At 67.9% G+C, this 26,220-nt stretch carries 25 protein-coding genes and 3 tRNA genes; 14 read left to right on the top strand and 14 right to left on the bottom strand.

Features of this window, described 5'->3' with window-relative positions:
• Positions 1 to 190: 190 nt before the first annotated feature.
• Both BLQ75_RS14265 and BLQ75_RS14260 read right to left on the bottom strand, forming a co-directional pair.
• Positions 191 to 1,021, bottom strand: a complete 831-nt coding sequence (locus tag BLQ75_RS14265; protein ID WP_092602533.1) for an aldo/keto reductase — start codon at positions 1,019 to 1,021, stop codon at positions 191 to 193.
• Between the two features lie 173 nt (positions 1,022 to 1,194).
• The gene (locus tag BLQ75_RS14260; protein ID WP_092602531.1) at positions 1,195 to 2,445 is read right to left on the bottom strand and encodes an MFS transporter; all 1,251 of its coding nucleotides are present in this window, start codon (positions 2,443 to 2,445) and stop codon (positions 1,195 to 1,197) included.
• Positions 2,446 to 2,819: 374 nt separating this feature from the next.
• Between BLQ75_RS14260 and BLQ75_RS14255 the strand changes: the two genes are divergently transcribed.
• Positions 2,820 to 3,809: a hypothetical protein gene (locus tag BLQ75_RS14255; protein ID WP_092602529.1), complete on the top strand. Its 990-nt coding sequence runs from the start codon at positions 2,820 to 2,822 to the stop codon at positions 3,807 to 3,809.
• Positions 3,809 to 4,423, top strand: a complete 615-nt coding sequence (locus BLQ75_RS14250) for a zinc finger domain-containing protein (protein WP_244515544.1) — start codon at positions 3,809 to 3,811, stop codon at positions 4,421 to 4,423. Before BLQ75_RS14255 ends, BLQ75_RS14250 begins: the two co-directional genes overlap by 1 nt.
• A 33-nt stretch (positions 4,424 to 4,456) precedes the next feature.
• Here the strand turns inward: BLQ75_RS14250 and ctaD are convergent, their stop codons facing one another.
• Entirely contained in the window at positions 4,457 to 6,187 is a 1,731-nt protein-coding gene (gene ctaD, locus BLQ75_RS14245; protein ID WP_092602527.1) for an aa3-type cytochrome oxidase subunit I, read from the bottom strand.
• Between the two features lie 110 nt (positions 6,188 to 6,297).
• Positions 6,298 to 6,915, bottom strand: coding sequence for an SACE_7040 family transcriptional regulator (locus tag BLQ75_RS14240; protein WP_092602525.1), 618 nt, complete (start codon positions 6,913 to 6,915; stop codon positions 6,298 to 6,300).
• Positions 6,916 to 7,054: 139 nt separating this feature from the next.
• On the opposite strand from BLQ75_RS14240, the gene BLQ75_RS14235 reads away from it, so the two are divergent.
• From BLQ75_RS14235 to BLQ75_RS14220, 4 genes are all read left to right on the top strand, one after another.
• Entirely contained in the window at positions 7,055 to 8,668 is a 1,614-nt protein-coding gene (locus BLQ75_RS14235; protein ID WP_092602523.1) for a carboxyl transferase domain-containing protein, read from the top strand.
• Positions 8,669 to 8,754: 86 nt separating this feature from the next.
• On the top strand, positions 8,755 to 10,860 hold the full coding sequence (locus tag BLQ75_RS14230) for an ATP-binding protein (RefSeq protein WP_092602521.1): 2,106 nt from the start codon (positions 8,755 to 8,757) through the stop codon (positions 10,858 to 10,860).
• 63 nt (positions 10,861 to 10,923) lie between these two features.
• Positions 10,924 to 12,084, top strand: coding sequence for an acyl-CoA dehydrogenase family protein (locus BLQ75_RS14225; RefSeq protein ID WP_092602519.1), 1,161 nt, complete (start codon positions 10,924 to 10,926; stop codon positions 12,082 to 12,084).
• 787 nt (positions 12,085 to 12,871) lie between these two features.
• Positions 12,872 to 13,900 carry a fatty acid desaturase family protein gene (locus tag BLQ75_RS14220; RefSeq protein ID WP_092602517.1) on the top strand — a complete coding sequence of 343 codons (1,029 nt, stop codon included), beginning with the start codon at positions 12,872 to 12,874 and terminating at the stop codon, positions 13,898 to 13,900.
• A gap of 336 nt (positions 13,901 to 14,236) precedes the next feature.
• Here the strand turns inward: BLQ75_RS14220 and BLQ75_RS14215 are convergent, their stop codons facing one another.
• The 3 genes from BLQ75_RS14215 to BLQ75_RS14205 form a co-directional block, all read right to left on the bottom strand.
• Complete coding sequence (locus tag BLQ75_RS14215; RefSeq protein WP_211481377.1) at positions 14,237 to 14,563, bottom strand: dihydrofolate reductase family protein; 327 nt, start codon at positions 14,561 to 14,563, stop codon at positions 14,237 to 14,239.
• 170 nt (positions 14,564 to 14,733) lie between these two features.
• Positions 14,734 to 15,297 carry a hypothetical protein gene (locus tag BLQ75_RS14210; protein WP_092602887.1) on the bottom strand — a complete coding sequence of 188 codons (564 nt, stop codon included), beginning with the start codon at positions 15,295 to 15,297 and terminating at the stop codon, positions 14,734 to 14,736.
• 256 nt (positions 15,298 to 15,553) lie between these two features.
• A complete protein-coding gene (locus BLQ75_RS14205; RefSeq protein ID WP_092602885.1) occupies positions 15,554 to 15,772 on the bottom strand; it encodes a heavy-metal-associated domain-containing protein in 219 nt (72 codons plus the stop codon).
• Between the two features lie 279 nt (positions 15,773 to 16,051).
• On the opposite strand from BLQ75_RS14205, the gene BLQ75_RS14200 reads away from it, so the two are divergent.
• The 5 genes from BLQ75_RS14200 to BLQ75_RS14180 all read left to right on the top strand — a co-directional run bounded on the left by BLQ75_RS14200 (position 16,052) and on the right by BLQ75_RS14180 (position 18,126).
• Positions 16,052 to 16,291: a hypothetical protein gene (locus BLQ75_RS14200; RefSeq protein ID WP_092602515.1), complete on the top strand. Its 240-nt coding sequence runs from the start codon at positions 16,052 to 16,054 to the stop codon at positions 16,289 to 16,291.
• Positions 16,292 to 16,773: 482 nt separating this feature from the next.
• Positions 16,774 to 17,382 carry a ScbR family autoregulator-binding transcription factor gene (locus tag BLQ75_RS14195; RefSeq protein WP_092602513.1) on the top strand — a complete coding sequence of 203 codons (609 nt, stop codon included), beginning with the start codon at positions 16,774 to 16,776 and terminating at the stop codon, positions 17,380 to 17,382.
• A 459-nt stretch (positions 17,383 to 17,841) separates the two neighbouring features.
• Positions 17,842 to 17,914: transfer RNA gene (locus tag BLQ75_RS14190), tRNA-Glu, on the top strand.
• Between the two features lie 33 nt (positions 17,915 to 17,947).
• Positions 17,948 to 18,024: transfer RNA gene (locus BLQ75_RS14185), tRNA-Asp, on the top strand.
• Between the two features lie 28 nt (positions 18,025 to 18,052).
• Positions 18,053 to 18,126, top strand: a tRNA-Phe gene (locus tag BLQ75_RS14180).
• Between the two features lie 79 nt (positions 18,127 to 18,205).
• Here the strand turns inward: BLQ75_RS14180 and BLQ75_RS14175 are convergent.
• From BLQ75_RS14175 to BLQ75_RS14140, 7 genes are all read right to left on the bottom strand, one after another.
• A complete protein-coding gene (locus BLQ75_RS14175; RefSeq protein ID WP_092602511.1) occupies positions 18,206 to 19,528 on the bottom strand; it encodes a tyrosine-type recombinase/integrase in 1,323 nt (440 codons plus the stop codon).
• A gap of 230 nt (positions 19,529 to 19,758) precedes the next feature.
• Positions 19,759 to 19,965: an excisionase family DNA-binding protein gene (locus BLQ75_RS14170; RefSeq protein ID WP_092602509.1), complete on the bottom strand. Its 207-nt coding sequence runs from the start codon at positions 19,963 to 19,965 to the stop codon at positions 19,759 to 19,761.
• A gap of 526 nt (positions 19,966 to 20,491) precedes the next feature.
• Entirely contained in the window at positions 20,492 to 21,721 is a 1,230-nt protein-coding gene (locus tag BLQ75_RS14160) for an AAA family ATPase (protein ID WP_092602505.1), read from the bottom strand.
• A gap of 291 nt (positions 21,722 to 22,012) precedes the next feature.
• Positions 22,013 to 22,345, bottom strand: coding sequence for a hypothetical protein (locus tag BLQ75_RS14155; RefSeq protein ID WP_092602503.1), 333 nt, complete (start codon positions 22,343 to 22,345; stop codon positions 22,013 to 22,015).
• Complete coding sequence (locus BLQ75_RS14150; protein ID WP_139182986.1) at positions 22,342 to 22,758, bottom strand: hypothetical protein; 417 nt, start codon at positions 22,756 to 22,758, stop codon at positions 22,342 to 22,344. The genes BLQ75_RS14155 and BLQ75_RS14150 overlap by 4 nt, the downstream gene beginning before the upstream one ends.
• A gap of 2 nt (positions 22,759 to 22,760) precedes the next feature.
• Positions 22,761 to 23,183 carry a hypothetical protein gene (locus BLQ75_RS14145; protein ID WP_139182985.1) on the bottom strand — a complete coding sequence of 141 codons (423 nt, stop codon included), beginning with the start codon at positions 23,181 to 23,183 and terminating at the stop codon, positions 22,761 to 22,763.
• Positions 23,180 to 23,461 carry a helix-turn-helix transcriptional regulator gene (locus tag BLQ75_RS14140; protein WP_244515542.1) on the bottom strand — a complete coding sequence of 94 codons (282 nt, stop codon included), beginning with the start codon at positions 23,459 to 23,461 and terminating at the stop codon, positions 23,180 to 23,182. Before BLQ75_RS14140 ends, BLQ75_RS14145 begins: the two co-directional genes overlap by 4 nt.
• A gap of 220 nt (positions 23,462 to 23,681) precedes the next feature.
• Between BLQ75_RS14140 and BLQ75_RS14135 the strand changes: the two genes are divergently transcribed.
• The 3 genes from BLQ75_RS14135 (at position 23,682) to BLQ75_RS14125 (ending at position 25,944) form a co-directional block, all read left to right on the top strand.
• The gene (locus tag BLQ75_RS14135; protein WP_092602497.1) at positions 23,682 to 24,038 is read left to right on the top strand and encodes a helix-turn-helix domain-containing protein; all 357 of its coding nucleotides are present in this window, start codon (positions 23,682 to 23,684) and stop codon (positions 24,036 to 24,038) included.
• Between the two features lie 200 nt (positions 24,039 to 24,238).
• The gene (locus tag BLQ75_RS14130; protein WP_170837490.1) at positions 24,239 to 25,453 is read left to right on the top strand and encodes a helix-turn-helix domain-containing protein; all 1,215 of its coding nucleotides are present in this window, start codon (positions 24,239 to 24,241) and stop codon (positions 25,451 to 25,453) included.
• 23 nt (positions 25,454 to 25,476) lie between these two features.
• Positions 25,477 to 25,944, top strand: a complete 468-nt coding sequence (locus BLQ75_RS14125; RefSeq protein WP_092602493.1) for an NUDIX domain-containing protein — start codon at positions 25,477 to 25,479, stop codon at positions 25,942 to 25,944.
• The last annotated feature ends 276 nt before the right edge of the window (positions 25,945 to 26,220 follow it).

The following is a 26,220-nucleotide window of genomic DNA, read 5'->3' as shown; positions in this document are numbered from 1 at the left end:
TCAGCCGGCACGTGCGCCGCGCTTCTCACGCTCGCTTCTCGACGACGCCCCGGCGCGGCGATTTCGTGGGTGTGTTCGGGGAATCGACGCCGTCCGGGGCGGCACCCGGTGCGGCGTGGGAGGCACACCCGGTACCTCCCACCCTGCGCACCAGCACCCGGTCCGGGCGTGGCGGCGGCTCACCGTTCGTTCACGCGCCGAAGACGTCCGGGTTGGGGCCGACCCGGCCGTCGTTGTCCAGCTCGCCGATGGCCTTCATGTCGTCCTCGCTGAGCTCGAAGTCGAACACATCGAGGTTCTCCCGCACGCGCGCCGGAGTGGCGGACTTCGGGATGGTCACGTTGCCCAGCTGGATGTGCCAGCGCAGCACCACCTGGGCGGCGGACTTGCCGTACTTCTCGGCCAGCCCCCGCAGTCGGGAGTCCTCCAGCAGACCCTTGCCCTGCCCGATCGGACTCCACGCCTCGGTGGCGATGCCGTGCTCGGAGTGGAAGGCCCGCAGCTCGGCCTGGGGCAGGTTGGGATGCAGCTCGATCTGGTTCACGGCGGGGACCACGCTGGTCTCGGCGAACAGCCTGCGCAGATGCGAGGTGTGGAAGTTCGACACGCCGATGGACTTGGCACGACCCTCGGCGTGGAGCTTCTCGAACGCCTGCCAGGTCTGCACGTAGGTGTCCTGGCCGGGCATCGGCCAGTGGATCAGGTAGAGATCCACGTAGTCCAGCCCCAGCTTGTTGAGGCTCTCGTCGAAGGCACGGAACGTCTCGTCGTAGCCCTGCCTGTCGTTCCACAGCTTGGTGGTGACGAACAGTTCCTCGCGCGGGATCCCCGACTCGGCGATGGCCTTGCCGACGCCTTCCTCGTTGCCGTACACGGCCGCGGTGTCGATGCTGCGGTAGCCCGCCTCCAGGGCGGTCCTGACCGGCTCGACGACCTCCTCGGAGGGGATCTGGAAGACGCCGAAGCCCAGCTGGGGCATCTTCGCGCCGGTGTTGAGCGTGATGTTCGGAACCTGAGTCATCTGGTGTTCCCTTTCACGAATGTCGACTCGTAACACGGCCACCGATTGGTGGGCGGTGGCTACGCCCGTTCGGGGGACACACGCCCTCCCGATCAACCAGTGGAATCGATCAAGCATTCCCGGTGGGAGCGATTGCATCACGGCCGCCGAGGGTTCGCCCGGCGTGCCCGGACTCAACGGGCGGGGGCGGCTCCGAGCGAGTCCGGGGAACCCTCGGCCGAGCCGGAGGCGGGAGATTCCGAGTCGGTTCCGGGAGTCCCGGACCGGCCCCGGCCGCCGTTCCACCGCTGGTCGAGCCTGCCGGAGAGCACCGCGAAGCCCAGTCCCACCAGGGCCAGCACCGCGCCGACCCAGCTCGGCGAGATCAGCCCGAATCCGGCCGCGATCACCAGCCCACCGAGGTAGGCGCCCAGCGAGTTGGCGATGTTGAACGTGGACTGGATGCTGGCGGAACCCAGCGAGGGGGCCTCCCTGGCCTGGTCCAGGATTCTGGCCTGGATGCTGGGGATGGCGGCGAAACCGGTGACTCCCACCAGGAACACGTTGACCGCCACCAGCACGGTGTTGTGCGCGGTGAAGGTGAACATCGTCAGCACGATCGCCAGCGCCGTCAGGAAGGTGTACAGCGTGCGCATCGGCGAGCGGTCCGCCAGCCTCCCGCCGATCACGGTGCCCAGGGTCATGCCGGTGCCGAACAGCGCGAGCAGCACGGTGGCCGCCAGCGGTGTGTAACCGCTGACCTGGATCAGCAGCGGCTTGATGTAGCTGTAGAACGAGAAGGTCGCGGCGAAGCCGAACACCACGACGGCGAAGGCCAGCCACACCTGCGGACGCCTGAACGCCGACAGCTCGCCGCGCAGGCTCACCTCGGTCGGCTTGGCCTGGCGCGGCACCAGCACGCTGACCGCCGCCAGCGCGGCCGCGCCGATCAGCGCGACCAGCCCGAAGGTCCAGCGCCAGTCGATGGCCTGCCCGAGCAGCGTGCCGACCGGCACCCCGACGATGTTGGCCACGGTCAGCCCCACGAACATCATCGAGATGGCCCGCCCGCGTTTGTCGCGGCTGACCAGGCTCGCGGCCACCACCGCGCCGATGCCGAAGAACGTCCCGTGCGGCAGTCCGGCCACGAATCTCGCCGCGAGCAGCGACAGGTGCGTCGGGGCGATCGCGGACAGCAGGTTGCCCACGATGAACAGCCCCAGCATGCTCAGCAGCATGGTCTTTCTGCGCACGCGCATCCCGGCTATGGTCAGCAGCGGTGCGCCGACGACGACTCCGAGTGCGTACAGCGAGATGTAGCCGCCCGCGGCCGAGATCGACACGTTCATGTCGGTGGCCACTTCGGGCAGCAGCCCCATCATCACGAATTCCGTGGTGCCGATTCCGAATGCCGCGATGGCGAGTGCCAACAGGGCAACAGGCAACGCTCTCTCCTTGCGGTGTAGCGCGGACACGCCGGACGGGTTGCGGTCGCCGCGAGCCGGGTGCTGTCGGCTTCGCGGGCCGTCAAGAGATCGGGTAGCGGTCGACTGATGCGTGGGCTCGACGCCCGGACGGGTGGCGCCTCGTCGCACGACCCGTCCCGCACAACGCTACAGTGCGCACTGCCTGTTCCTGCATCGATTATGAAGGGCGCCACTTCCAGGGGCCGTCGTCCCACTCGAAAGGAGCAGGGTGGTGCTGCCCGCGTGCGGGGAGGGTCAGCGTTCGACGGGTGCCGTGACGCTGTTCGAGTGTCCTGTCGCTCGGTATAGCCTTGTCCGGGCACGGCGTGTGACACCGATGGAGGAGTCGTCCGATGGATGGTGCGCTGTCTGCCGGCTGGGACGGCTGGGTAGCGGTTCCGGCCGAGCTGGCTCAGGACAACTCCATGAGTCTGCAGGCCAGGGCGGCCTTCACGCTCATTCAGACCAAGGGGCGGCTGCGGCTGAGCGACCTGGCCTCGGCCGGGGCCGCTGATCCCATCGAGCTGGTGGCGGAGCTGGAGCGTTACGGCTGGCTGACCGGTTCCTCGGTGGAGACCGGCGTGCAGTGGACCCTGCACGCCCGCGCCGTCGCGCCCGCCGAACGCACCGCGCTGGCCCGAGAGGCGACCGCCCCGGTGGGCAGATCCCCGGCTTCTCGGGAGGCCGAGGCCCCGCGGGAAGCCGAACGCGCTTCCGGTTCCAGGGCCGGTTCCGGTAACACGATGAGTTCGGAGAGCCTGGTCCGGCAGTGGGCGGAGCAGCAGAAAAACCCCATCCCCGACCGGATTCTGAAGCAGCTGGCCGAGGAGATCAGGGCCAAGCGCGAGATGTCCCCGCTCGCCAACACCGGGGACCTCGTGGCGGCGCTGAACATCTGGCTGGGCAAGAAGACCTCACCGAGCAGGTTCTCCGAGTGCTACGGCGAGGCGCTGCAGCGCTCGGCCCGGGACGTCTACGACGGTTCCTCGTCGAGCCCGGCGGTGGCCAAGGAGTCCCCGGCCAGGAGCCCCCGGCCGCGGCACCTCTCGCTGCCGGAGTCCAAGGAGAAGGCCACCGGCGCGTCCACCCGTCCGCTGCCGGGCCACTGTGGTAACGCCGGGTGCGACAACGGCTACATCGAGCAGGACGACGGACGGGTGCGGAAGTGTCCCGACTGCCTGCCGGAGCCCTCCTTCGGGCGGCGGGCCTTCGACCTTCCCAGGCAGGCGCACTACGTAGCGGCCCAGAACAAGCGCAGGATGCGTGAGAGGGTCGAGCACGAGCGGTCCGAGGACGTCTCCGTGGTCGACATCGACGGCCCGTCGGACGAGGAGGAAGTCTGATGGAAACCTACGAGCTCCCCGAGCTGTTCCAACTCGCCGCCAGCTACGACAGGTCCTTCGAACCGTTCGCCTACCCCAAGACCGAACAGCAGCAGGGCAAGGCGGATCTGACGGCCGAGTCGTGGGCGGCGGCGCTGGGGGAGATCCCCGCCGACTTCGCCAAGTCCGTCGTGGTCGAGCACTACCGCAGGAACTCGGTCTCGGTCTCCACCAGTGTGATCCACCGGGAGTGGGTGGAGTACCGCAACCAGCAGATACAGAAGGCCGAGAGCGCGGAGATCAGGTCCAAGCCCCGCCCCTCCGCGTCCGAGTCGCTGCGCGGCTGGGAGCGGGCCACGGCGGCGCTGCTGGAGGCCAAGGGCCAGGATCCGGAGAAGGCGATCCGGGACATCAAGGCCCGGCGCCAGGTGCTGCAGGTCAAGTGCCCGGTGTGTCGGGCGTTGCCGGGCAGGGGGTGCGTCTCCAGCACCGGTAACCGGGTTCAGCCGTTGTCCAACAACAGGTCCCACCCTTCCCGGTTCGAAGCGGCGGGGGTGGAGATGCCGCCGCCGAACTCCTCCGAACGGGACGACGACGAGCACGACTCCGAGGACTCGGTTCCGAACCGGGGCTGACGTGCCGGGCGGTGGAGGAGGCCGTTGTCGCCTTCACCGCTCGTCGTGGTCCTCCTCGCCGTTGTCCCGCCGTCGTTCGGACTTCGGCCCGGTCACGTGGGCCTCCAGCTCCATCCGCTCGCTCATGTGCGGGTAGTGCAGCTCGAAGGCGGGCCGGGTGGAACGGATGCGGGGCAGTTCGTAGAAGTTGTGCCTGGGCGGCGGGCAGGAAGTGGCCCACTCCAGCGAGTTGCCGTGGCCCCACGGGTCGTCCACGTGCACCCGTGTGCCGTAGCGGTAGCTTTTGAACACGTTGTACAGGAACGGCAGCATCGACGCGCCCAGCAGGAACGCCCCGGCGCTGGAGATCACGTTGAGCGTGGTGAACCCGTCGCCGGGCAGGTAGTCGGCGTAGCGCCGGGGCATGCCCTCGTTGCCCAGCCAGTGCTGCACCAGGAACGTGGTGTGGAAGCCGATGAAGGTCAGCCAGAAGTGCGCCTTCGCCAGCCGTTCGTCCATCATTCGGCCGGTCATCTTGGGGAACCAGAAGTAGACCCCGGCGAACACCGCGAACACGATCGTGCCGAACAGCACGTAGTGGAAGTGCGCGACCACGAAGTAGGTGTCCGAGACGTGGAAGTCCAGCGGCGGTGAGGCCAGCAGCACGCCGGTCAGCCCGCCGAACAGGAAGGTGATCAGGAATCCGACGCTGAACAGCATCGGGGACTCGAAGGTCAGCTGTCCGCGCCACATGGTGCCGATCCAGTTGAAGAACTTGATCCCCGTGGGCACCGCGATCAGGAAGGTCGTGAAGGAGAAGAAGGGCAGCAGCACCGCCCCCGTGACGAACATGTGGTGGGCCCAGACCACAACGGACAGGAAGCCGATGGTCCAGGTGGCGTACACCAGTCCGGTGTAGCCGAACAGCGGCTTACGGGAGAACACCGGCAGGATCTCGGTGATGATGCCGAAGAACGGCAGCGCCACGATGTAGACCTCGGGGTGGCCGAAGAACCAGAACAGGTGCTGCCAGAGGATCGCCCCGCCGTTGGCGGGGTCGAACACGTGCGCGCCGAGGTGCCGGTCGGCCAGCAGCCCGAACAGCGCCGCCGTCAGGATGGGGAAGGCCATCAGGATCAGCAGGCTGGTGACCAGGATGTTCCAGGTGAAGATCGGCATCCGCCACATGGTCATGCCGGGCGCGCGCATGCAGACCACCGAAGTGATCATGTTGACGGCGCCGAGGATCGTGCCCAGCCCGGAGACGATCAGCCCCGTGATCCACAGGTTGCCCCCGATCCCGGTGTTGAACTCCGACAGCGGTGGGTAGGCGGTCCAGCCGAAGTCGGCGGCTCCGCCCGGCGCGACGAAACCGCTGATCACGATTATCCCGCCGAACAGGAACAGCCAGTAGGACAGCGCGTTGAGCCGGGGGAACGCCACGTCGGGAGCGCCGATCTGCAGCGGCAGCACCACGTTGGCGAAGCCGAACAGGATCGGGGTGGCGAACAGCAGCAGCATGATCGTGCCGTGCATGGTGAACAGCTGGTTGTACTGCTCCTGCGAGATCACCTGGACTCCGGGCGCGGCGAGCTCGGCCCGGATGAACATGGCCATCAGCCCGCCGATGAGGAAGAACACGAAGGCCGTGGTGAGGTAGAGGATCCCGATCCGCTTGGGGTCGGTGGTGTGGGTCAGCGCGACGAGTACCGAACCCTTCCTGGCCCGTTGTCGGCCGGACGCGCGTGTCGGGACCGGTGTGGGCTGTGTCTCGGGCGTAGCCATCCTGCCTCCCTCGGCTCGGCGGCCGGCCCGTCCAGTCTTGCGCCGGTCTGGTCACCTCGCAAAACGTGCTCTTAACCCGATGGGTTGATGTTGGTCGCGCGGTGCGCGACTCACCTCGTGCCGTGCCCGTCCTCGTGGTCGGCAAGCAGGGCGTTCATCGCCATCCGGTGCAGCAGTTCCGACATCCTCGCCGTGTCGAGCAGCGCGCTGTGGGGCGTCGAGTTGATCAGCCCGAGCACCGCGTGGGCCGAGGCGCGGGCGGTGTGCTCGGCCGTGCCGGGGCGGCACCGCCGCAGGGTGTCCACCCAGACCTCCACGTAGCCGCGCTGTAACTCCCGCACCCGGTGGCGATCGGGCTCGGTGAGGCTGTCCAGGTCGCGCAGGTGCACGGTGATCAGTGCCGAGTTGGTCAGCGCGAACTCCACGTGCCAGGCGACCAGGGCTTCCAGCGCGGTGAGCGGGTCACCCGCGTTCACCGTCCGGGCCCTGCCGCCGTGGAGCAGCCGTTCGCTGATGCCGGTGAGCATCTCGCCCAGCATCGCGTCCTTGCTGCGGAAGTGCCGGTACAGCGCGGGACCGGAGATCCCGACGGCCGCTCCGATGTCGTCGATCCCCACCCCGTGGAACCCGTAGCGGGCGAACAGCTCGGCCGCGGCGCTCAGGATCTGTTCGCGTCTCGACGGGGCGTTGCTGCCGCGCCCGGTTCCGCCGGGGTTGTTGGTGGTCATCGGATCCGATACTAGACGAACTGTGTTAGTCAGCGTTAACATCAGGATGTTAACGATCATTAACACACTGGTCGTCGCGGTGACCGCCGATCGGCGTCGCCCGCGCGGCCGCGCCCGAACGGAAGGTGCGGGTAGCGAGATGGATGCTCCGGTGCTGTCCACCGCCGTGGACCCGGCGGCCGAGTCCTACGAGCGTTACACGGCCGAACACGCCGCGCTCGTGGCGGATCTGAACACCCGTCTCGAACGGGTCCGGGCCGGTGGGCCCGAGAAGACCAGACGCCGCCACGTCGAACGCGGCAAGCTGCTGCCCCGCGAACGGGTGGAGACCCTGCTGGACCGCGGCTCCCCGCTGCTCGAACTGTCCCCGATGGCCGCCCACGGCCTCTACGACGACGAGGCGCCCTCGGCGGGGATCATCACCGGTGTCGGAAGGATCTCCGGCCGGGAGTGCGTGGTGGTCGCCAACGACGCGACCGTCAAGGGCGGCACCTACTACCCGATCACCGTCAAGAAGCACCTGCGCGCCCAGGAAGTGGCGCTGCACAACAACCTGCCCTGCGTCTACCTGGTCGACTCCGGCGGTGCCTTCCTGCCCATGCAGGACGAGGTGTTCCCCGACCGCGAGCACTTCGGCCGGATCTTCTACAACCAGGCGACCATGTCCGCGCGCGGCATCCCGCAGATCGCCGCGGTGCTCGGCTCCTGCACGGCGGGCGGTGCCTACGTCCCCGCCATGAGCGACGAGGCCGTGATCGTTCGCGACCAGGGGACGATCTTCCTGGGCGGCCCCCCGCTGGTGAAGGCCGCGACCGGTGCCGAGGTCACCGCCGAGGAACTCGGCGGTGGGCAGCTGCACGCGCACACCTCGGGTGTGACCGACCACCTCGCCGCCGACGACGCCGACGCGCTGCGCATCGTGCGCTCCATCGTCAGCACCCTGCCGCCCGCCCCGGAGCGGCCGTGGCGCGTCAGCGAGGTGGAACCACCGGCGGCCGACCCCGAACAGCTCTACGGCGTGGTGCCCACCGACAGCCGCACCCCGTACGACGTACGCGAGGTCATCGCCCGCGTGGTCGACGGCAGCCGGTTCTCGGAGTTCAAGGCCGAGTACGGCCAGACGCTGGTGACGGGCTTCGCCCGGATCCACGGCCACCCCGTGGGGATCGTGGCCAACAACGGCATCCTGTTCAGCGAGTCGGCCCTCAAGGGCGCCCACTTCGTGCAGCTCTGCGACCGGCGGCGGATCCCGCTGGTGTTCCTGCAGAACATCTCGGGGTTCATGGTGGGCAAGGAGTACGAGGCCGGGGGCATCGCCAAGAACGGCGCCAAGATGGTCACCGCCGTGGCCTGCGCCCGCGTCCCGAAACTGACGGTGGTCATCGGCGGCTCGTTCGGCGCGGGCAACTACTCCATGTGCGGCCGCGCCTACTCGCCCCGCTTCCTGTGGATGTGGCCGAACGCCCGCATCTCGGTGATGGGCGGCGAGCAGGCCGCCTCGGTGCTGGCCACGGTTCGCCGCGACCAGTTCGAACAACGCGGCGAGCACTGGTCGGAGGCCGACGAGGAGGAGTTCAAGGAGCCGGTGCGGCAGCAGTACGAGCACCAGGGACACCCCTACTACTCCACCGCGAGGCTGTGGGACGACGGAGTCATCGACCCGAAGCAGACCAGGGACGTGCTCGGGCTGTCGCTGTCGGTCGCGGGCAACGCCCCGCTGGAAGAGGTGAACAACGGCGTGTTCCGCATGTGAGCCCAGGCAGGCGTGTTCACCGGCGGAGACCCCGCCCACACGGATTCCCGCCACCCCGATCGGGTGGCCCGCCCGGAGGGAAGGACATGGCCCCAACCCAGCCATCACGAGTGCGACGCTTCGACACGGTGCTGGTCGCCAACCGTGGCGAGATCGCGGTGCGCGTCATCCGCACGCTCCGCGAACTGGGCGTTCGCGCGGTAGCGGTTCACAGCGACGCCGACGCCGACGCCCGGCACGTGGCGGAGGCCGACGAGGCGGTGCGCATCGGCCCGCGCGCGGCGACCGAGAGCTACCTGCGTGTCGACCGGATGATCGAGGCGGCCCTGGAGCGGGGCGCGCAGGCCGTGCACCCCGGCTACGGATTCCTGTCCGAGAGCGCGGCCTTCGCCTCGGCCTGCGCGGAGGCGGGGCTGGTGTTCATCGGCCCGTCGGCGAGCGCGATCGAGTCCATGGGCGACAAGATCCGTGCCAAGCGCACCGTCTCCGAGGCGGGCGTGCCACTGGTACCCGGCAGCGGGGCCGAGGGGGCCTCGGACGGGGAACTCCGGCGCGCGGCGCTGGAAGCCGGGCTTCCGGTGCTGTTCAAGCCCTCCGCGGGCGGTGGCGGCAAGGGGATGCGGCTGGTCCACCACGAGCACGAGCTGGACGAGGCCATCGCCGCCGCCCGCCGCGAGTCCCGCGCCGCCTTCGGCGACGACACCATGTTCGTGGAGCGGTTCGTGGCGCGGCCCCGTCACATCGAGGTGCAGGTCCTGGGCGACTCCCACGGTCACGTGGTGCACCTCGGCGAGCGGGAGTGCAGCCTGCAGCGCAGGCACCAGAAGATCGTGGAGGAGGCCCCCTCCCCGCTGCTCGACGCCGACACCAGGGCGCGGATCGGCTCGGCCGCCGTCGAAGCGGCCAGGGCGGTCGGTTACGTGGGCGCGGGGACGGTGGAGTTCATCGTCTCCGCCGACCGGCCGGACGAGTTCTTCTTCATGGAGATGAACACCCGGCTGCAGGTAGAGCACCCCGTGACCGAGCTGGTCACCGTGCTGCCGGAGCGGTCCGGGACGGACCCCTCCCGGTTGGGCGGGGCCGGGATCGACCTGGTCGAGTGGCAGGTCCGCATCGCCGAGGGCGAGCCGTTCCCCTTCGCCCAGCACGAGCTCGGCATGGCCGGGCACGCCGTCGAGGCCCGCGTCTACGCCGAGGACCCCGGGCGCGGTTTCCTGCCGACCGGGGGCGAGGTCCTGCACGCGCGCGAACCGCGTGGCAGCGGCGTCCGGGTGGACTCCGGAGTGCGCACGGGAAGCGTCGTCGGCACCGACTACGACCCGATGCTGGCCAAGGTGATAGCCAGTGGCCGGGACCGCTCCGAAGCCCTGCGCAGGCTGGACGGCGCGCTGGCCGGCACCTCGCTGCTGGGGCTGGGCACCAACCTCGTCTTCCTGCGGGCGCTGTTGAACCAGCCCGAGGTGCGGGCGGGCGAACTGGACACCGGGCTGGTGGACCGCGAACTGGAGAACCTGCTCGGCGTCGAGGACTCGCACGACCGCCCGCCCGAGCACGTGCTGATCGCGGCCGCCGCCGCGATGCTGCTCGACCGGGAGGCCACCGGTGCCTCCGGCGATCCCTGGGACGTCCTGACCGGCTGGCGGCTCGGTGGCCAGGGCTGGATGAACTGGCGGTTCGCGGTGGCCGGGGGACGCACCACGGTGTGGGTGCGGGGGCGCTCCACGGCGGCCGAGGTGGTGGTCGAGCACTCCGGTGAGCAGGAGAGCGCTCGGCCGCACCGGCTGCGCGCTGACCGCGCCGGGCGGGTTCTCTCGGTCACGCTGGACGACCGCACCCACCGCTACGACCACGTGGTGCGCGACGGCACCGTCCACCTGGCCGAAGGCGGCGCCCACTGGGCGCTGACCGAGCACACGCTGCTGGCCGACGCCGCCCGCCGGAGCGGTGCCACCGACGGCGAGGTCGTCAGCCCCATGCCCGGAACGGTGCTGGTCAGCAACGTCGAACCGGAACAGCGCGTGAAGAGCGGGCAGCCGCTGTTCGTGGTCGAGGCGATGAAGATGGAGCACACCGTCGTCTCCCCGGTGGACGGCATCGTCACGGAAGTCCACGTCACGACGGGTCAGACCGTCGATCCGGAACAGTCGCTCGCGGTCGTGGCCGCGGACGAGGACACCTCGCGCGGGGAGTGACCCTCCCCGGCGAGTCGAACCGGCACGGCGCCGATCCGCCGTGCCCCACCCCAGGAGGTCGGCATGGTGGATTATCGGCTCAACGACGAGCACGAGCAGTTGCGGCTGTCGGTGCGCTCCTTCGCGACGAAGGAGGTGGCGCCGGTCATCGGTGACTACTACGAACGCGAGGAGTTCCCGTACCCGCTGGTGTCGGGCATGGCGCGGATGGGGCTGTTCGGGCTGCCGGTCGCCGAGGAGTACGGCGGCATGGGCGGCGACTACCTCGCGCTGTGCGTCGCGCTGGAGGAACTGGCCCGGGTGGACTCCTCGGTGGCGGTGACCCTGGAGGCCGGGGTCTCGCTCGGTGTGATGCCGATCTACCGGTTCGGCGACCAGCGGCAGCGCGAGCGGTGGCTGCCCGGGCTCGCCTCCGGCGAGATGCTCGGCGCGTTCGGCCTCACCGAACCCGGCGGCGGTTCCGACGCCGGAGCCACCCGCACCACCGCCGAGCTGCGGGGTTCGGAATGGGTGATCAACGGCTCCAAGGCGTTCATCACCAACTCGGGCACGGACATGACCGGGCTCATCACCGTCACCGCCGTCACCGGCACCAAGCCCGACGGTGGCAACGAGATCTCCACCATCATCGTGCCGGCGGGCACCCCCGGCCTCACCGTGGCACCCAAGTACTCCAAGGTGGGCTGGAACGCCTCCGACACCCACGAACTGGCGTTCGACGACTGCCGGGTTCCCGCCGAGAACCTGCTGGGCGAGCGCGGACGCGGCTACGCGCAGTTCCTGGCCACACTCACCGAGGGACGCGTCGCCATCGCCGCGCTCGGCGTGGGGCTGGCGCAGGGTTGCGTGGACGAGTGCCTGCGCTACGTGGACGAGCGCAGCGCCTTCGGGCGCAAGATCGGCGAGAATCAGGCGATCCAGTTCAAGCTCGCCGACATGGAGCTGCGCGCCCACACCGCCAGGCTCGCCTACTACGACGCCGCCGATCGAATGCTGCGCGGCGAGCCGTACCAGAAGCAGGCGGCCATCGCGAAGCTCGCCTCCTCCGACGCGGCCATGGACAACGCCAGGGACGCCACGCAGGTCTTCGGCGGGTACGGGTTCATGAACGAGACCCCGGTCGGCCGGTTCTACCGGGACGCCAAGATCCTGGAGATCGGTGAGGGAACCAGCGAGGTGCAGCGGATGCTCATCGCCCGGGAGCTCGGGCTGCCCGCACGGTGAGCCCGGGACGCCGCGAGAGCCGAAGTAGCGGAACAGGATCCCCGGTAGCGCGCAGCCCCGATCTGCCGGGATGGTCTCGTTACATCACCACGCCTCTCCACGGAAGCGCACTCGGGGGATTTTCGCTGTCCGGTGGCCGGAGTGAGCACCTCCCGAAAGCAGCGGGTTCGGGGCCACCACTACCAGGAGCCGCCGCTGAGTACGACCAGCGGGTCGTGCGCCACTCGGTAGTGGCGCACCGATTCGGGGACGTCCAGCGGTCGGACGTGGGACTCGATGTGTGAATTCCGCCGCGAGTGGGTACCGCCGGAGCGTACCGGGTGCGTGATGCCAGGACCCGCTTCGTCTCTCGGCTTCGACGGCAGCGCACGAAGCACACACCCCGAAACGACCCTGTCGCCGGACGCGAGTTCGGACGTTCCAGCGCCGACCCGGCCACCCGTGTGATGTGAGAGGGGAGAGGGAAGCTGCCATCGTGCTCAGCCTCACGGCGCCGACGACGTCGGCCACACGAGCGAAGAGACCACAACAAGTCCCCCAGCGCCCGCGGCGTGTCGTCCTGACACGAGCGCGCCGACCACTGTGACTCGGGCCGTTATCAGCGGCGCGATGGCGTTCACCTCGATGTTCGGGCGTGCCCAATTGGTCGTCCCGGGCCCGTTCAGGCCTGTGCGACAGCGGTGCGGCGACCTCATCGGCTGGCTCGCCCAGCAGCGGTGTAGCCGCACCGGAGTGACACCGGCCGCCGGGCCCGAGGGCCCGCTATCACGAAAGAGCTTCTCTCACCATGACCGCATCCCCAGTACACCCTTCGGACGACAAACTCGGCAGCGACTTCGCCAAGCTGGCCCGGTCGGCCAAACGTGCCGGGCTGCTCCAACGGCGTTACACCTACTACGCGGTGCGTATCGCGATCAACTTCCTGCTGCTCGCCGCGGGAGCCGTTGCGTTCGTGCTCCTCGGCGACTCCTGGTGGCAGCTGTTCACCGCCGTGTTCTTCGCCGTGATGTTCACCCAGTTCGCGTTCATCGGTCACGACGCGGGACACCGGCAGATCCTCAACAGCCGGCGTGGCAACAATCTCGTCGGACAGTTACACAGCGCCATCACCGGGATCAGCTACGAGTGGTGGGTCGGCAAGCACAACCGGCACCACGCCAACCCCAACCACGAGGAGGAGGACCCCGACATCGAGATCGCCGCGCTCGCGTTCAGCCACGAGCAGTCCCGCACCAAGCGCGGACTGCTCCGGTGGGTGGCCAAGTACCAGGCGTTCCTGTTCTTCCCGATGCTGCTGGCCGAGGCGGTGATGCTGCGTGCCCGCAGCGTCCAGGCCGTGCTGCGACGCGAGATCGAGTCCGTCAAGCTGGAAGCGGGGCTGCTCACCGCCCACATCCTCGGATACCTGGTCGCGGTGTTCCTCGTGCTCTCCCCGGCCAAAGCGGTGGTGTTCATCGTCGTGCACCAGGGGTTGATGGGTGTGTACCTGGGATGTTCCTTCGCTCCCAATCACAAGGGCATGCCCGTCCTGGCCGAAGGCGAAAAACTGGACTACCTGCGCAAACAGGTACTCACCTCACGCAACGTGATCGGAGGTCGCGGGGTGGACTTCCTGCTCGGGGGGCTGAATTACCAGATCGAACACCACCTGTTCCCCGGTATGCCGCGTCCCAACCTGCGCCGCGCTCAGCCGCTCATCCGCGAGTTCTGTACCCGACGAGGCATCTCCTACAGCCAGTGCGGCCTGCTGCGCTCCTACGCCGAGGTCCTGCGCCACCTGCACGCAGTCGGCGCGCCACTTCGCCACACCCGCTGAACAGGTAGCGACGCCCTGACCACCCACGCGGGTAAGTGACTGTCGAGGAGCGACCGCCTCTCGCGCCCGGGCGCGTCATGGCGTGCCACCGTGCGGAGATCCACGAAGTGCTGGGCTTCCGCGAGCGCTCGGTGGGTCGATGTCGCCGAACTCACCGAGCGGTTCGTCCCGACCTCACGAGACAGAACAGCCGGTTGGCCTATCGTTTCCGAGACGTCAGGTGCAGCACGCCGCTGTCGTAGCGTCGCGTTTCCGACAGCGTGAATCGTTGCGGGGAGAACTCACCGTCGAACAGGGGGATCCCCGCCCCTGCTGCAACGGGGTGGAGCTTCACGATCAGTTCGTCGATTTCCGGACGCAGGGTGGGGTGAGTCGCCCTCCACCGCACAGCCAGATCTTCTTCCCGTCCTCACGTTTGAGTTCGCGAACCGTCTCGACCGGATCGGTCGAGACGATCTCCACGCTCGGGTCGGGAGTTTGGGTGATGGTGCGGGAGAACACGTAGTGCCGCAGGTGTGGATAGGCATTGGCTCGCAGCCCGACCTCGTAGGAGCCGCGGCCTTCGACGACGGTATCGAACACCTTGTTCTCGGGATGCGTGTTCAGGGCGGTGCGTACCGGTGCCGGGATGATGTCCGGGTAGTCGGCGAAGATCGCCTCCATGGGGCCTCCCCGGGGCAGGCGATGCCGGATCCCCCTGGCAGGGAAAGCCGCCGGAAGCGGCTCTCGGTCCGGTCCGGAACCCCACGGGCGGGGCGAGGGCGCACAGGCGGGATCGGACGGCGGCTCGCGTCCGGGGGCGGCAACGGCTGTCGGAGGTTGCCGCCCGGAACTCAGTAGTAGCGGTACTGCCCGTGCGGGATGGTGATCTCGGTCTCGGTTTCCGAGGTGTCGCCGTCCCCGCCACCGTGCTTCGGGCTTTCGGAGAAGGCCGTGGTGGGGTACTCGTCCGGGGTGGGCGGGCCGTCCTGGAACTCGGTGGGAAAGCCCTCGTCACCGTACAGCTCGTCCCCGTAGAGCCCCGGGTCCCGCACGTCGCCGGTCTCCTCCTCGGGACGCGCGTGCGCGCTCCGGTCCTCCTCGCGCGGCCACTCCGGCTGTGGCGGCTCCTCCGGGATCTCCTGCAGGTGTTGCAGCACCCAGTCCCGCGCCAGCGCGCTCGGCGAGGTTCCCTGCGCGGCGGCCAGCTCCTTGAGCCGTTCGTTGGCCATCAGCGGCAGCCGTAGCTGGTGGACCTCGGAACCGCCGAAGCTGCGTCCGGTCCCCGTCGTCTCCGGATCCGCCTCCGGGGAGAGCGCCGCCAGGTAGGAATCCAGTTCCCGGTCCGATTCGGCAGGTTGCTGCTCCTCGGCGTCCGCCCGTTGCCGACGCCCGATCTTCGCCCGTCCTAGCACCACCCGGACACGATAACGGTTCCGTGCCGCCGTGGCGGTGGATGTGGGGGTGGTCACCCCGCGGTGGCGGATTCCGGGTGCTCACACGGAGCGAGTGAGGTGGGTTGCGCAAGAGCCGGCCCCCGCGTCGGGGGAAGAGCGCGGGGGCCGACGCAATGCCGATCTCCACAGCTGCTGACCGGGGGTGTGTCAGCGGATCGATTGTGGCACGGCGAGGCCCCCGTTGGGGAGTGTCGCGAGGTTTTTTCGTTTTTGTTCGTTATTCCTGCGGCCACTCGGCCACGGTGTAGCCGGCCTCCTGCACGGCGGCGTCGGCGGCTTCCTTGCTGATCCCGTTCTCCGAGGTGACGGTCACGTCCCCGCTTTCCAGGGATACCTCGACGTTGGTCACCTCGGGCAGCTCTCCCAGTTCCTCCTGGACCGAGGCGACGCAGTGCTGGCAGGTCATACCGGTGACCTTGAAGGTTTGCGCGGGCATCGTCACTCCTTCGCGGCGGGTCTCGTTGTCTCGACCCCAAAATACCCCAGGGGGGTAAACGGTCGGGAATGAGCCGGCTCACGGTTCTCCGCGCTCGATCGTCTCGGGATTGGCCCGGGTCGCGGTGGGGAACCCGGTGGGCGCATCCGGCCGTGTCCGTGGACGGATGCGCGCCTCCCGGAGTGAACACTTTACGTGTTCGCGAATCACTCTCCGGGGGGCTATGTTGGAAGTCGATGGGTGGATAACCTGCGGCGACACCCTAGTCGGGGAGGGGTTATGGACGGGTCACTCGACGTACGCAAGTTCCTGGCGCTGCAGGACAGAGCTTCCCCCAGGTCCTCGGCGGCGGTACCCGCGCCGCGCGACGGGGACTCCGGCGGATTGACCGCGGAGCAGCTGCACCGCGCGCGTCTCGCGGTCGCCCGCGGAGCGCGTGACCGCGAGGACTGCAGGAAGCTGTTGGCGATGCTCGGCCTCGCCGACGAGGAGGGCGGGGAGTTCACGCCGGAGAACTGATCGAACTCCTCGCGCTTCTCGCCGCCGGGCTGCCCGGTCGGCGGAGCTGGTCGCCGGTTTCCGCTTCGAGCACGGTTCCCGAATCCCCTGTTCGCTCAAGGCGTCGTTGGCCTGTTCGGTGCCACACGCGGTGGTTTCGCCCGAGAGTGGCCGGCCCCACGTCGTGCCGGTGTGAGGCGCTGTCCGTGGTCCGTGTCCCGCGAGACGTACACCCCCCGGTGGAACGTCTCGCGGGACATCGGCGGGCCGCCGTGTGGCCACACGGAAAACATACCCGCGAGTCTTTTTTGGTTGTTCAACAGGTCGCCGCTGATTTCCCCGGCCAGGGACGGGGCGGCCACGGTTGGCCGGATGGGCGAGCTATATCCACGCGCGGTAATTTCGGGACGGAAAGTTGATCATCCGTTCGTGGGTGGAGACCGCTCGTTCTGCTACGGAGCGTGTGGGTCGCTCGTCCACCGGCACCCGTTGGAGCCGCGTGCATGCCTCAGCAACGTCGTGCCCGACTGACTCGTCAATCGATCGTCGTCGCGGCGGCCGAGGAGTTCGACAGAACGGGTTATGACGCCACACCGTTGAGCGCGATCCTTCGGCGCAGCGGAGTTACCAAGGGGGCCTTCTACTTCCACTTCGCCTCGAAGGAGGCGTTGGCCCTGTCGCTCGTCGAGTCGCAGGCGCGACGTTGGCCCAGGGTGCGCGGCGACTGGCTGCGGCGCGAGCTCGATCCGCTGTCGATCGCGGTGGGGATGCTCAACGAGGCGGCGCGGCTGATCGAGCAGGACGTCGTGCTCCGGGCCGGGACCGGACTGGCTCGGCACCGGATAGCCACGGCGGGGTGCTCGGACTCCGAACCGGACTGGGAGTCCCTGCTGCTGGACCTGCTCCGCAGGGCGTCGGAGGGCGGGTTGCTGCGGCCGGGGGTGGATCCGGAGGCCGTGGCCCGCGTCGCCTACGCGGCGCTGGTGGGGGCGCGGGTGATCGGTTCGACGCGGCGGGGTCCGGGGACGGCTACTCGGATGGAGGAGACCTGGCGGGTCACGCTGCAGGGGGTCGCCAGCCCCGAGTGGTTGAGCAACCGAAGGTCGCGCTGAACTCTTCAGCCCGCTGACCCGGTGGTCGCCGAGTCCGGGGTGTTCTGGGTGTGCCGCCGCTGCGGTTGGGCTCGTCGTACTCGACCGGTCCGGTCGCGGGCAGGGCAGGCGCTCGCGGTGTCCGGAAAGTCCGTTGTGTCGACTTGCAGTGAGATCGGTGTCACAGAATCCGCCGGGGCGGGTTGTTCGGGGGCTCGCGGGGGTGTTCGGCGGTGGTGGGCGCCGAGTGTGGCCAGGTGGTCGTCGCTGCCGCCGCGATCGAATCAGCAGCTCAACGGCGTGTCGCCGGGTCGTGTGGCCGGGCGCTGACGGCCGCGTGGGGCGGGGGCGCATCCGTGGGGGACCCCCCGTTTTCAACGCCTCGGAGGCATGACGTAAGCTTTTAATCGTTCCCAACGGGGCATCCGACAACGGAAAGCCGGTTGGAGGCAAGGCCGGATCAGGGATCTGGACGGCTAAGCCCCCATCGTCTAGAGGCCTAGGACGCCGCCCTTTCAAGGCGGTAACGCGGGTTCGAATCCCGTTGGGGGTACGGCACCGGACGCGTCCGGTGACAACAGAACATGGCCCAGTGGCGCAGTTGGTTAGCGCGCCGCCCTGTCACGGCGGAGGTCGCGGGTTCGAGTCCCGTCTGGGTCGCCAGCGCGATCGGCCACGAGCCGGGTTGCACGGCCAGGTAGCTCAGTTGGTACGAGCGTCCGCCTGAAAAGCGGAAGGTCGGCGGTTCGACCCCGCCCCTGGCCACGCGGAACGACCAGCGAGAACGGCCCCCACCGGAAACGGTGGGGGCCGTTCTCTTGGTCGGTTAGTCTCAGTTCTAGTCTCAGTTGCCGTCCCAGAAGTACCGGTTGAGCTGTTCGGCGACGTCGTGTCGAACCGTGTCGGTGACGTGCATGTAGCGCTGTTTCATGGCGACGGTGGACCATCCCATGATTTCCATGACGGCGCGGTCGGGGATTCCGAGGATGAGCAGCACGGTGGCGGCGGTGTGTCGGGCGTCGTGCAACCGGGCCTCGGGCACGCCTGCTTCGGTCAGGAGTTCTTGCCATTCGGCGTAGTCGCGTCGCGGGTCGAGGGCCTTGCCGTTGGGTTGGGTGAAGATCCGTCCGGAGTTGTGCCATTCGCTGCCGGCGTGCTGGCGTTCGGCTTCCTGCCGTTCGCGGTGTCGTTGGAGCATGTCGGCTAGCTGATCGGGTAGTCCGATGGTGCGGCGTCCGGCTTTCGATTTCACGTCGACTTCGACCAGTCCGCCGCCGTGGCGTTGCGGGCAGTGCCGGGCGTGTTCGGTGCAGTCGTCCGGGCAGGGCGGCGGGCACGGGTGTGTGTGGCGTTTGCAGCCGTCTTTGCAGGGCTTGGTCTTGTGGTATTTCGCGCCGCAGGTGTGCGGGTCGCTGCAACCGTGTTGCCACTTCTGGCGTTGCAGTGCCTTGCGGATGCGTAGGGTGCGGTTCTTCTCGTTGAAGTGCTCCCAACGGAGTCCCAGGGCTTCGCCCTGGCGGCAGCCCAGTGCCAGGGCGAGCACGAACCGCACGCCGTTGCGCCGGTGCAGGGCGGCTTTGAGGATGCGTTGCACGTCCTCGGGCTCGATGGGTTCGATCTCTTCTTCCTCGACGCGTGGAGCCTTGGCCACGGACACCGGGTTGCGTCCGATGTGGCCGCGCCGTTCGGCCTCGCCGAGAGCTGTGCGGGCCGTGCGGTGGACCTGGTGAACCGTCGCGGGTTTGAGCCCCGACTCAATCAGCTTGGTGTAGAGCTTCTCGAAGTGCTCCGGTTGAATCCGGTCGATGCGGTGCGCCCCGATGCCGGGAACGAGATGCCGGTACACGGCGGTGCGGTAGCCGGTGAGTGCCTTGTACCGCAGGTTCATCGGAGCGATGTTTTCGACCCAGTGCCGTAGCCAGCCTTCGACGGTCCAGGGTTTGCCGGGTTTGCGGAGGGTTCCCTCTCGGTACCACTGCTCCAGCTTTTGCAGGGCTGAGATGACTTCTCGTTCTGTCTTGTACATGACGTGGCGCCGGTCGGGTTTACCGTCGTCGCGGGTGCCGACGGTGATGCGGCCGTGCCATTTGCCGTCGCTCTCGCTGTAGTAGACGCTGCCCGCGCCGTTGGGGGCTCGGCCGGTGTCTTGGTTCCGCTTGCGCGGCATTCGGGTTCCTTTCTGCGGGTGGTTGTTTGGGACGTGTTGCTCTGGCCTCTCGCGGGGTCGCGAGCGGTGTGGGGGTTCGCTGTGTTGGGTTGTGTGTGGGGGTTGGCAGGTGGGTTCTAGGCGCTAGATGCCTGCTCAGGGCTGGTATGGGGCTCTAGTGGGGCCTCTAGGTCTAGAGGGTGGTGTTTCTAGACCTAGAGGCGTTGTCGCGGGTGATGTTCGGTTTCGGTTCAGGCGGTGTGCTGTTCGGCGGTGAGTCGGTCAACGTAGGCGTCGAGAGCCTCGGTGGGGATGCGGCGTGCGCGTCCGATGCGCACGGAGGTGACTTCGCCGGTTCGGAGGAGCTGGAACATGTGGGTGCGGCCGATGGCGAGTCGGTGTGCGGCTTGTTCGACGGTGAGTAGGGTGCGCGGCTGGTTGGTGGTGGGGGTGCTCATGGCGGTTCTCTCCTTCCGTGTGGGTGTTGAAGAGTTCGAAGGGATCGCTGAAGAGTTCGGTACCCGAACCCCGTGTGGCCTGCGAAGGGTTCGAAGAGTTCGAAGAGTTCGGCATGTCCCCGCGAGCCGAACTCTTCGGCCCGGTCGGACTGTGCGGGGGCGCCGCCGGAGCGGGGGCGGTGAGCGGTTTCGGTCGGGACGCGTTGGCTGCCGTGTGAACCCGCCCTCCGGGTGATCACACCGGGCGGGCCGTCCCGTGCGTTCTGTGAGCCACTCACGAGCCCGTGAGAGCCGTTCCACAGCGGGTAGTGCTCCGGGGCTGAAACAGTGCGGGGTGGGCATCACTACCCCCCTGCTCCAGCCTCCCGAGCAACCACCCACCGAACCGGAACACCGACCACCCGGCCGCTCCCGAAGAGTTCGAAGAGTTCGCTGAAGGGATCGGTACCCGAACCCCGTGTGACCTGCGAAGGGTTCGAAGAGTTCGAAGAGTTCGGCATGTCCCCGCGAGCCGATCCCTTCAAACTCAGCGGGTCAGGGTCCAGACCCAGTGGTCGAGTCCGGCTTTGACGACGTCTATGCGGTTGGTGAGGCGGGTACGGGCGCGTTTGAGTTGGGGTTGGCTGTATCCGGCCTTTTCGGCGTCGGTGGTGATTTCGGTGGATGAGGCGCTGCCGCCGCGTTCGGTGAGGTAGTCCACGAGCCAGGTATCGAGGGCGTGGGTGCGCCCGCTCCCGTTGGGGGTGTCTTTGCTGGTGGGTTCGGCGAGGATGGTTTCGACGTGGGTGTCGGTTTCGCCGAGGAACCGCAGCCGTCCCCATTGGGCGGGGCCGTCGTGGGTGTCGAGGGTGACGGGTTCGATGGTGTAGCGCAGGGAGGGCAGTGCGAGGCTGCCGAGGTTGTTTTTGACCTGGGACATGACGCATGAGCCGTCCTCGGCGTCGGGGTCGCGGGCGAAGGCCATCGCGGCGCGGGCGACGGCGGAGAAGGCGCGGGAGCCGGTCACGCGGGAGAGCACGTCGGTGCCGGTGCCTTTGTTGAAGTGGGCCAGTCCGAACACGGCGCAGCCGGTCGAGTCGGCCAGGGCCGAGAGTGGTTCCAGGGCGGTGCGCAGTTCTTCCTGGTTGACGTTGACGCGGCTGTCCACGGCCGAGATCAGTGGGTCGAGGATCAGCAGGGACACGTCGGCCTCGGTGATTTCGGTGGCGAGTTCGGCGCAGTCGCGGGGCAGGGTCAGCGGCAGGCTGTTGCCCGCCGGTGAGGTGACTTCGACGCGGTAGACCCGGTCGGTGTCGGCTCCGGCCGCGATCAGTCGGGGCGCGATGGTGGCTTCCCAGGAGTCCTCGGTGGCCGCGTAGATCACGCCTTTCGGCTGCCCGTGGTGGAGGCCCTCCAGGGTGCCGAGGGTGACCTGGGCGGCGAGCCAGGAGCAGAACAGGGACTTGCCGATGCCTTCCCGCCCCGGTCCGAGGGTGATCGCGCCGTGCGGGATACGGCCTTCCCACGTCCAGTAGGTCGGCCGGATCTGGACCTGGGAGGCTTTGGTCAGTCTCAGCCGACGCGCCGGGACTGCCTCGGTCTCGTCCGGTGTCGGGGGCCTATCCGGGTGGGGGTCTCCCGCCCTATCCCGATGCTGCTCGGGCGGGGTGTCCGGCCCGGTCAGGGTGGGTGTGAATCCGGGTTCGTGGTCGGGGACGACACGCAGCGGCGGGCCGGTCTGGTCGGGCTCGCGTGCGGGGCGATCAGCGGTTGTCATCGCGGTGTGGCTCCGGGTGGTCTCGGGTGCTGGTCCGTGCTGACTGGTGCCCGGTCCGGCCGGGCTCGATCGGGTCCGATTCGTGCCGGTCACCCCGCGATCGAGGTGGACCGCATCGAGGGGGATCGGTGCCCCGTCCGGCCCGGATCGAGCGGGGGTGTTTGTGCTGGTTGATGCGGGCAACACCCCCGCGCCGAGCGGGAGGGGACTCGGCCCGGTGGCAGTTCAAACCCCTTCAAGCGGGGCGGCGGGACACCACCAGGCCGAGCCGTGACCGTGGCCGGGCAGGGGCTAGTTGCTCCAGCAGATGTCCGGGCAGTCCTGAATCGGGTGCCGCCCGGCGTGCCCGCCGACACGGGCAGCCAGCAGCGGGGCGAGCGCGGTCACCCGTGCGTGCACGAGGGTGTAGCGCTGCGGGTCGAACAGCGGCCCGCCCTCGCGAGCCACGCGGGCCAGGCCGCGTTCCATGTCAGCCAGCATCCGATCCGGCATGTCCATCGCGACCTGACCGACGAACTTCGCCAGCTCTTCCAACGGCGCGTCCCGCAGCTCGGCCATATTCGCCGGGGCCGCGTACAGGACGGTGACCATCGTGTGTTCGGTAATGGCGTAGCGTGTGCTCACCGGGCCACCTCCCGCCGATCGGCGCGGCACTGGCGAGCCTGACCAGCCACAGCGGGGCCGGTGCCATAGAGGGCCGCTACGCGGGAACGCAGCGCGTGCGCGGTGTGCGCTTCGAAACTGCCCGCTGGTTGGTCGTTCATCTCGTCACGGGCGGCGGCCACGGCGTTGCCCCCCTCGGCGAAGATGGTTTCCAGCACCATCTCGTGGGTGAACCGGTCGTTGTCCAGCGCGGAGAGCTCGATGCCTCCCCGTAGGACGATCCACAGTGCGGCCGCGGCGTCTTCGAGGCTGATATCCACGTTCATGGCCATTTGCATCGTTGCCGGTGTCTCGGCGTCCTCGCGCAAAACCGGGGTGAAATCGATGGGGCCGGACGTGCCGACATGACCGGTTGCCTTGCTGGTGACGAGCATCATCACAACCCCCGTTCGGTGGCGCGGACGAGACGAAACGCGAGATCGGTGCACAGGTCTTCGCGGCGCTCGGTCCAGACCCGAATGCGGGCCTGCTGATCACAGGTCCGCGCCTGGCCGCGCACCTCGCGCAGCGAGATCGAGCTGACGTGGTCGATAGCCATGCGGATGTGGTCGATCCCCACTTGTTCGACGCCGTCGGCGACGGCAGCGGCGATCTCGAGGGCGGTCATGTGCCGGTGCAGACGCGTCCCGGAGTAGTTCAGCGCTATGGCCGCTTCGGGGATGCTGTAGAAGACCACCGGGCCGCTCACGGGGGCGGAGACTTCCAGCCAGAACGAATTCCGACCGCCCTCGCGCGGGCTCACCCGCACGGATACGTCCCATGCCTGCGGGATGGGTTCCAGGATCGCGGTCATGGTCACGCCACCTCCCCACGCACGTCGCTGTGGTCGATGGCGCCCTCGTCGTCTACAGCGGCCGAGGCGTCGCCGGTCACGTACACCTCGTGCGCGGCCCGCTCACAGGCCCGCTCGTAGTCCACGAGAGCCGACTCAGGAACGCGCAGCGTCCCCTTACCCGCCCCGATCTTCAACGCGGTCAACTCGCCGGACTCAATCGCGCGGTAGATGGTGGACCGCGAAACGTCGTAACGCGCGGCTACTGCCGACACACGTAGCATCCGGGTATCCTGTTCAGGCATCAACGCTCCTGACTTGATGTGTGCCCCGGTCGGTGTGGCAGCACCACCGGGGCTTTTCTTGTGTCCAGTGCTTTCGCCGCATCGTGTGCAACCAAAGCTATCGATAATCATATCGACAACATTGTCGATGTCAAGGCGGCAGTGCGAACTCTCTGCGACGCCTGCAAAAGTGCTGGTTGAGCTAGTATTGTCGATAAAACCAGCAACGGGAGGGGTGTCGATGGCAAAGGACTGGGCAGCGGTCTCCGAGGTGATCAAGCAACGGTTGAGCGAACTGGAAATGACCCAGCAAGAGCTTGCCCATCGTGCTGGCGTCGCTCCGATGACCGTCCGCGAACTCCAGAACAACCTTCGGCCGCGTAAGCGCAACGCACGGACCCTCGCGGCCGTGTCCCAGGCACTCGGGTGGCCGTCCGGATACTTGTCTGAGGTGCTCGAAGGTAAGGAGCCGGGTGATCCTGACCAGGATGATCCGGTCATGAAGGAGTTGGAGCAGATCAAGGAGACGTTGAGCGCCATTACCGCCCGCCTTGATGCTGTCGAGCGGCGGCAAGCTGGCGGCGACGAACGGACTTGAGCCGTTCCACGCGGCTCAGTAGTGCGTCGGCCCTCTCGCTGAGCGAGCGGCACTCCTCCGTGACTGATCGGGTCCGCGCCATGCTGATCCCCCTGACATCAGTGCGTTTGCAGCGACGCACACATCATCGAGCGGCACGGGAGACGGACCCCGGAAAAACTTTCCGGGGTCTATCCGCGAGACGGTTGGAGCCTGGGGACATGCGAGGAATGACAAGCTCTCTGACCATCGGTGAACGAGTCGCGTGGTACCGGCGACGCCGGGGCATGCCCCAGGAAGTCTTGGCAGGCCGCATCGGTCGCACGGTCGATTGGTTGAGCAAGGTCGAGAACAACCGCATCGACATCGACCGGCTGTCGGTGATCCGCACCGTTGCCGACGCGCTTGACGTGGTGATCGGTGATCTCATCGGAGAGCCGACGTTGCTGGACTGGAACAAGGACAGCGGGACCAAGACGGTTCCTGCCTTGCGGTCGGCCCTGATGGATTATCGTCAGCTCACGCCGCTACTTGGTGGGGTCGCCAACGACAGCGAGCCGCCTGACCTCGCGACGCTTCAGCGTGGCGTGGGTGAGGTCTTCGAGGCTTACCAGGAGTCCCGCTACGGCTTCGTGACCGGCCGAACTCCGCTGCTGCTGTCCGACGCTGTCTTGGCGGCCGACGCGCACGGTTCGGAGGGGCGTGAACTTCTCGCGCTCAGCTACCAAGCAGCCACCTCGGTATTGACCAAACTTGGAGAGGTTGATCTCGCGTGGATCGCCGCCGAGCGTGGACTGAATGCCGCTCAGCAGATCGGTAACCCGCTGATTCTGGGCTCGCTGTTCAGGTCGGTGACGCACGCGCTGTTGTCCACCGGGCGATTCCCGGAAGCGGTGGAGCTGACCAGGACGGCCGCTGATGTGCTGCAACCGCAGATCAGCCAACCGTCCGGTGCGATGTTGTCGGTATACGGCTCGCTGTTCCTGGCGGGATCGATGGCCGCTGCCCGCTGCGATGATCGGGCCAACACCGCCGCGTTTCTCAGCGAGGCCCAGGAATCCGCAGACCGCCTCGGCAGTGATGGAAACCATCTGTGGACCGCGTTCGGTCCTACCAACGTCGCCATTCACAGGGTCGCGACCGCGATGGAGCTGGGAGACGTACAAGTCGCGATCGATGTCGGCCCGAGCGTGGACACCTCGGCGCTTCCCATCGAGCGGCAAGTCCGGCACGCCCTGGAAACCGCACGCGCTTTCAGCGCATGGAACCGTACCGACGAAGCCCTGTCGATCGTGCTCGATGCCGAGCAACGCGCACCCGAACAGGTCCGACATCACTACCTGAGCAGGCAACTCGTCCTGACGTGGATGCGGCAACAGCGCGGCAAACCCTCGCCCGCACTCGATGACCTGGCGCGTCGTCTCAAGCTCTCGTGAACCCACGGGGCTAGGGTCGAAGCATGAGTTCGGAGGCTGACAGGTTCGCTACGCCACGCGTGGCCGCCGGGGCGCTGTTCGTCAACGGCGATGGCAAGGTGTTGCTGGTCCGCAAAACCTACGGCAACCGCTGGGACATCCCCGGTGGCTACGTCGATACCGGCGAATCACCGGCACAGGCCTGCACTCGTGAGCTTGCCGAAGAATTGGGAGTCGATCGCCAGCCGGTCGGAGTGCTGGCGATCGACTGGGCACCCACCGACCACGACGGCGACAAGCTGCTCTGGATCTTCGATTGTGGCGACCTGACCATCGACGAACACCGGATTCAACTACCTTCCGACGAACTCGACCGGTGGGAATGGGTCGCTCCTCAAGAACTGGACCACTACCTCATCCCACGTTTGGCCCGTCGACTCAAACAGGCATACACAGCCCACGAGCAAGGACGAACAGTCTATCTCGAATACGGACAACCAACCATGAATTGATCAGGGTGGACGGAGGCTTTAACAGCGAAACCGTGCACGGTTTAGGTGTTTTGAACTCTTCGGACTCGGTTGGGTGGTCGGTGTTTCGGGTCGGTGGGTGGTTGTTCGGGAGGCTGGAGCATCGGGGGGTGGTGCCCGTTCCCCGAGTGCTTCAGCCTGCCGGGCACTGCCCGCTGTGGAGCGGCTCTCACGGGCTCGTGAGTGGCTCACAGAACGCACGGGACGGCCCGCCCGGTGTGATCACCCGGAGGGCGGGTTCACACGGCAGCCAACGCG

Origin of the sequence: Actinopolyspora xinjiangensis (assembly GCF_900104475.1) — a bacterium.
Lineage (GTDB): Bacteria > Actinomycetota > Actinomycetes > Mycobacteriales > Pseudonocardiaceae > Actinopolyspora > Actinopolyspora xinjiangensis.
Note: the sequence above shows the minus strand (reverse complement) of the source record. Positions and strands in the feature narration are given on the sequence as shown.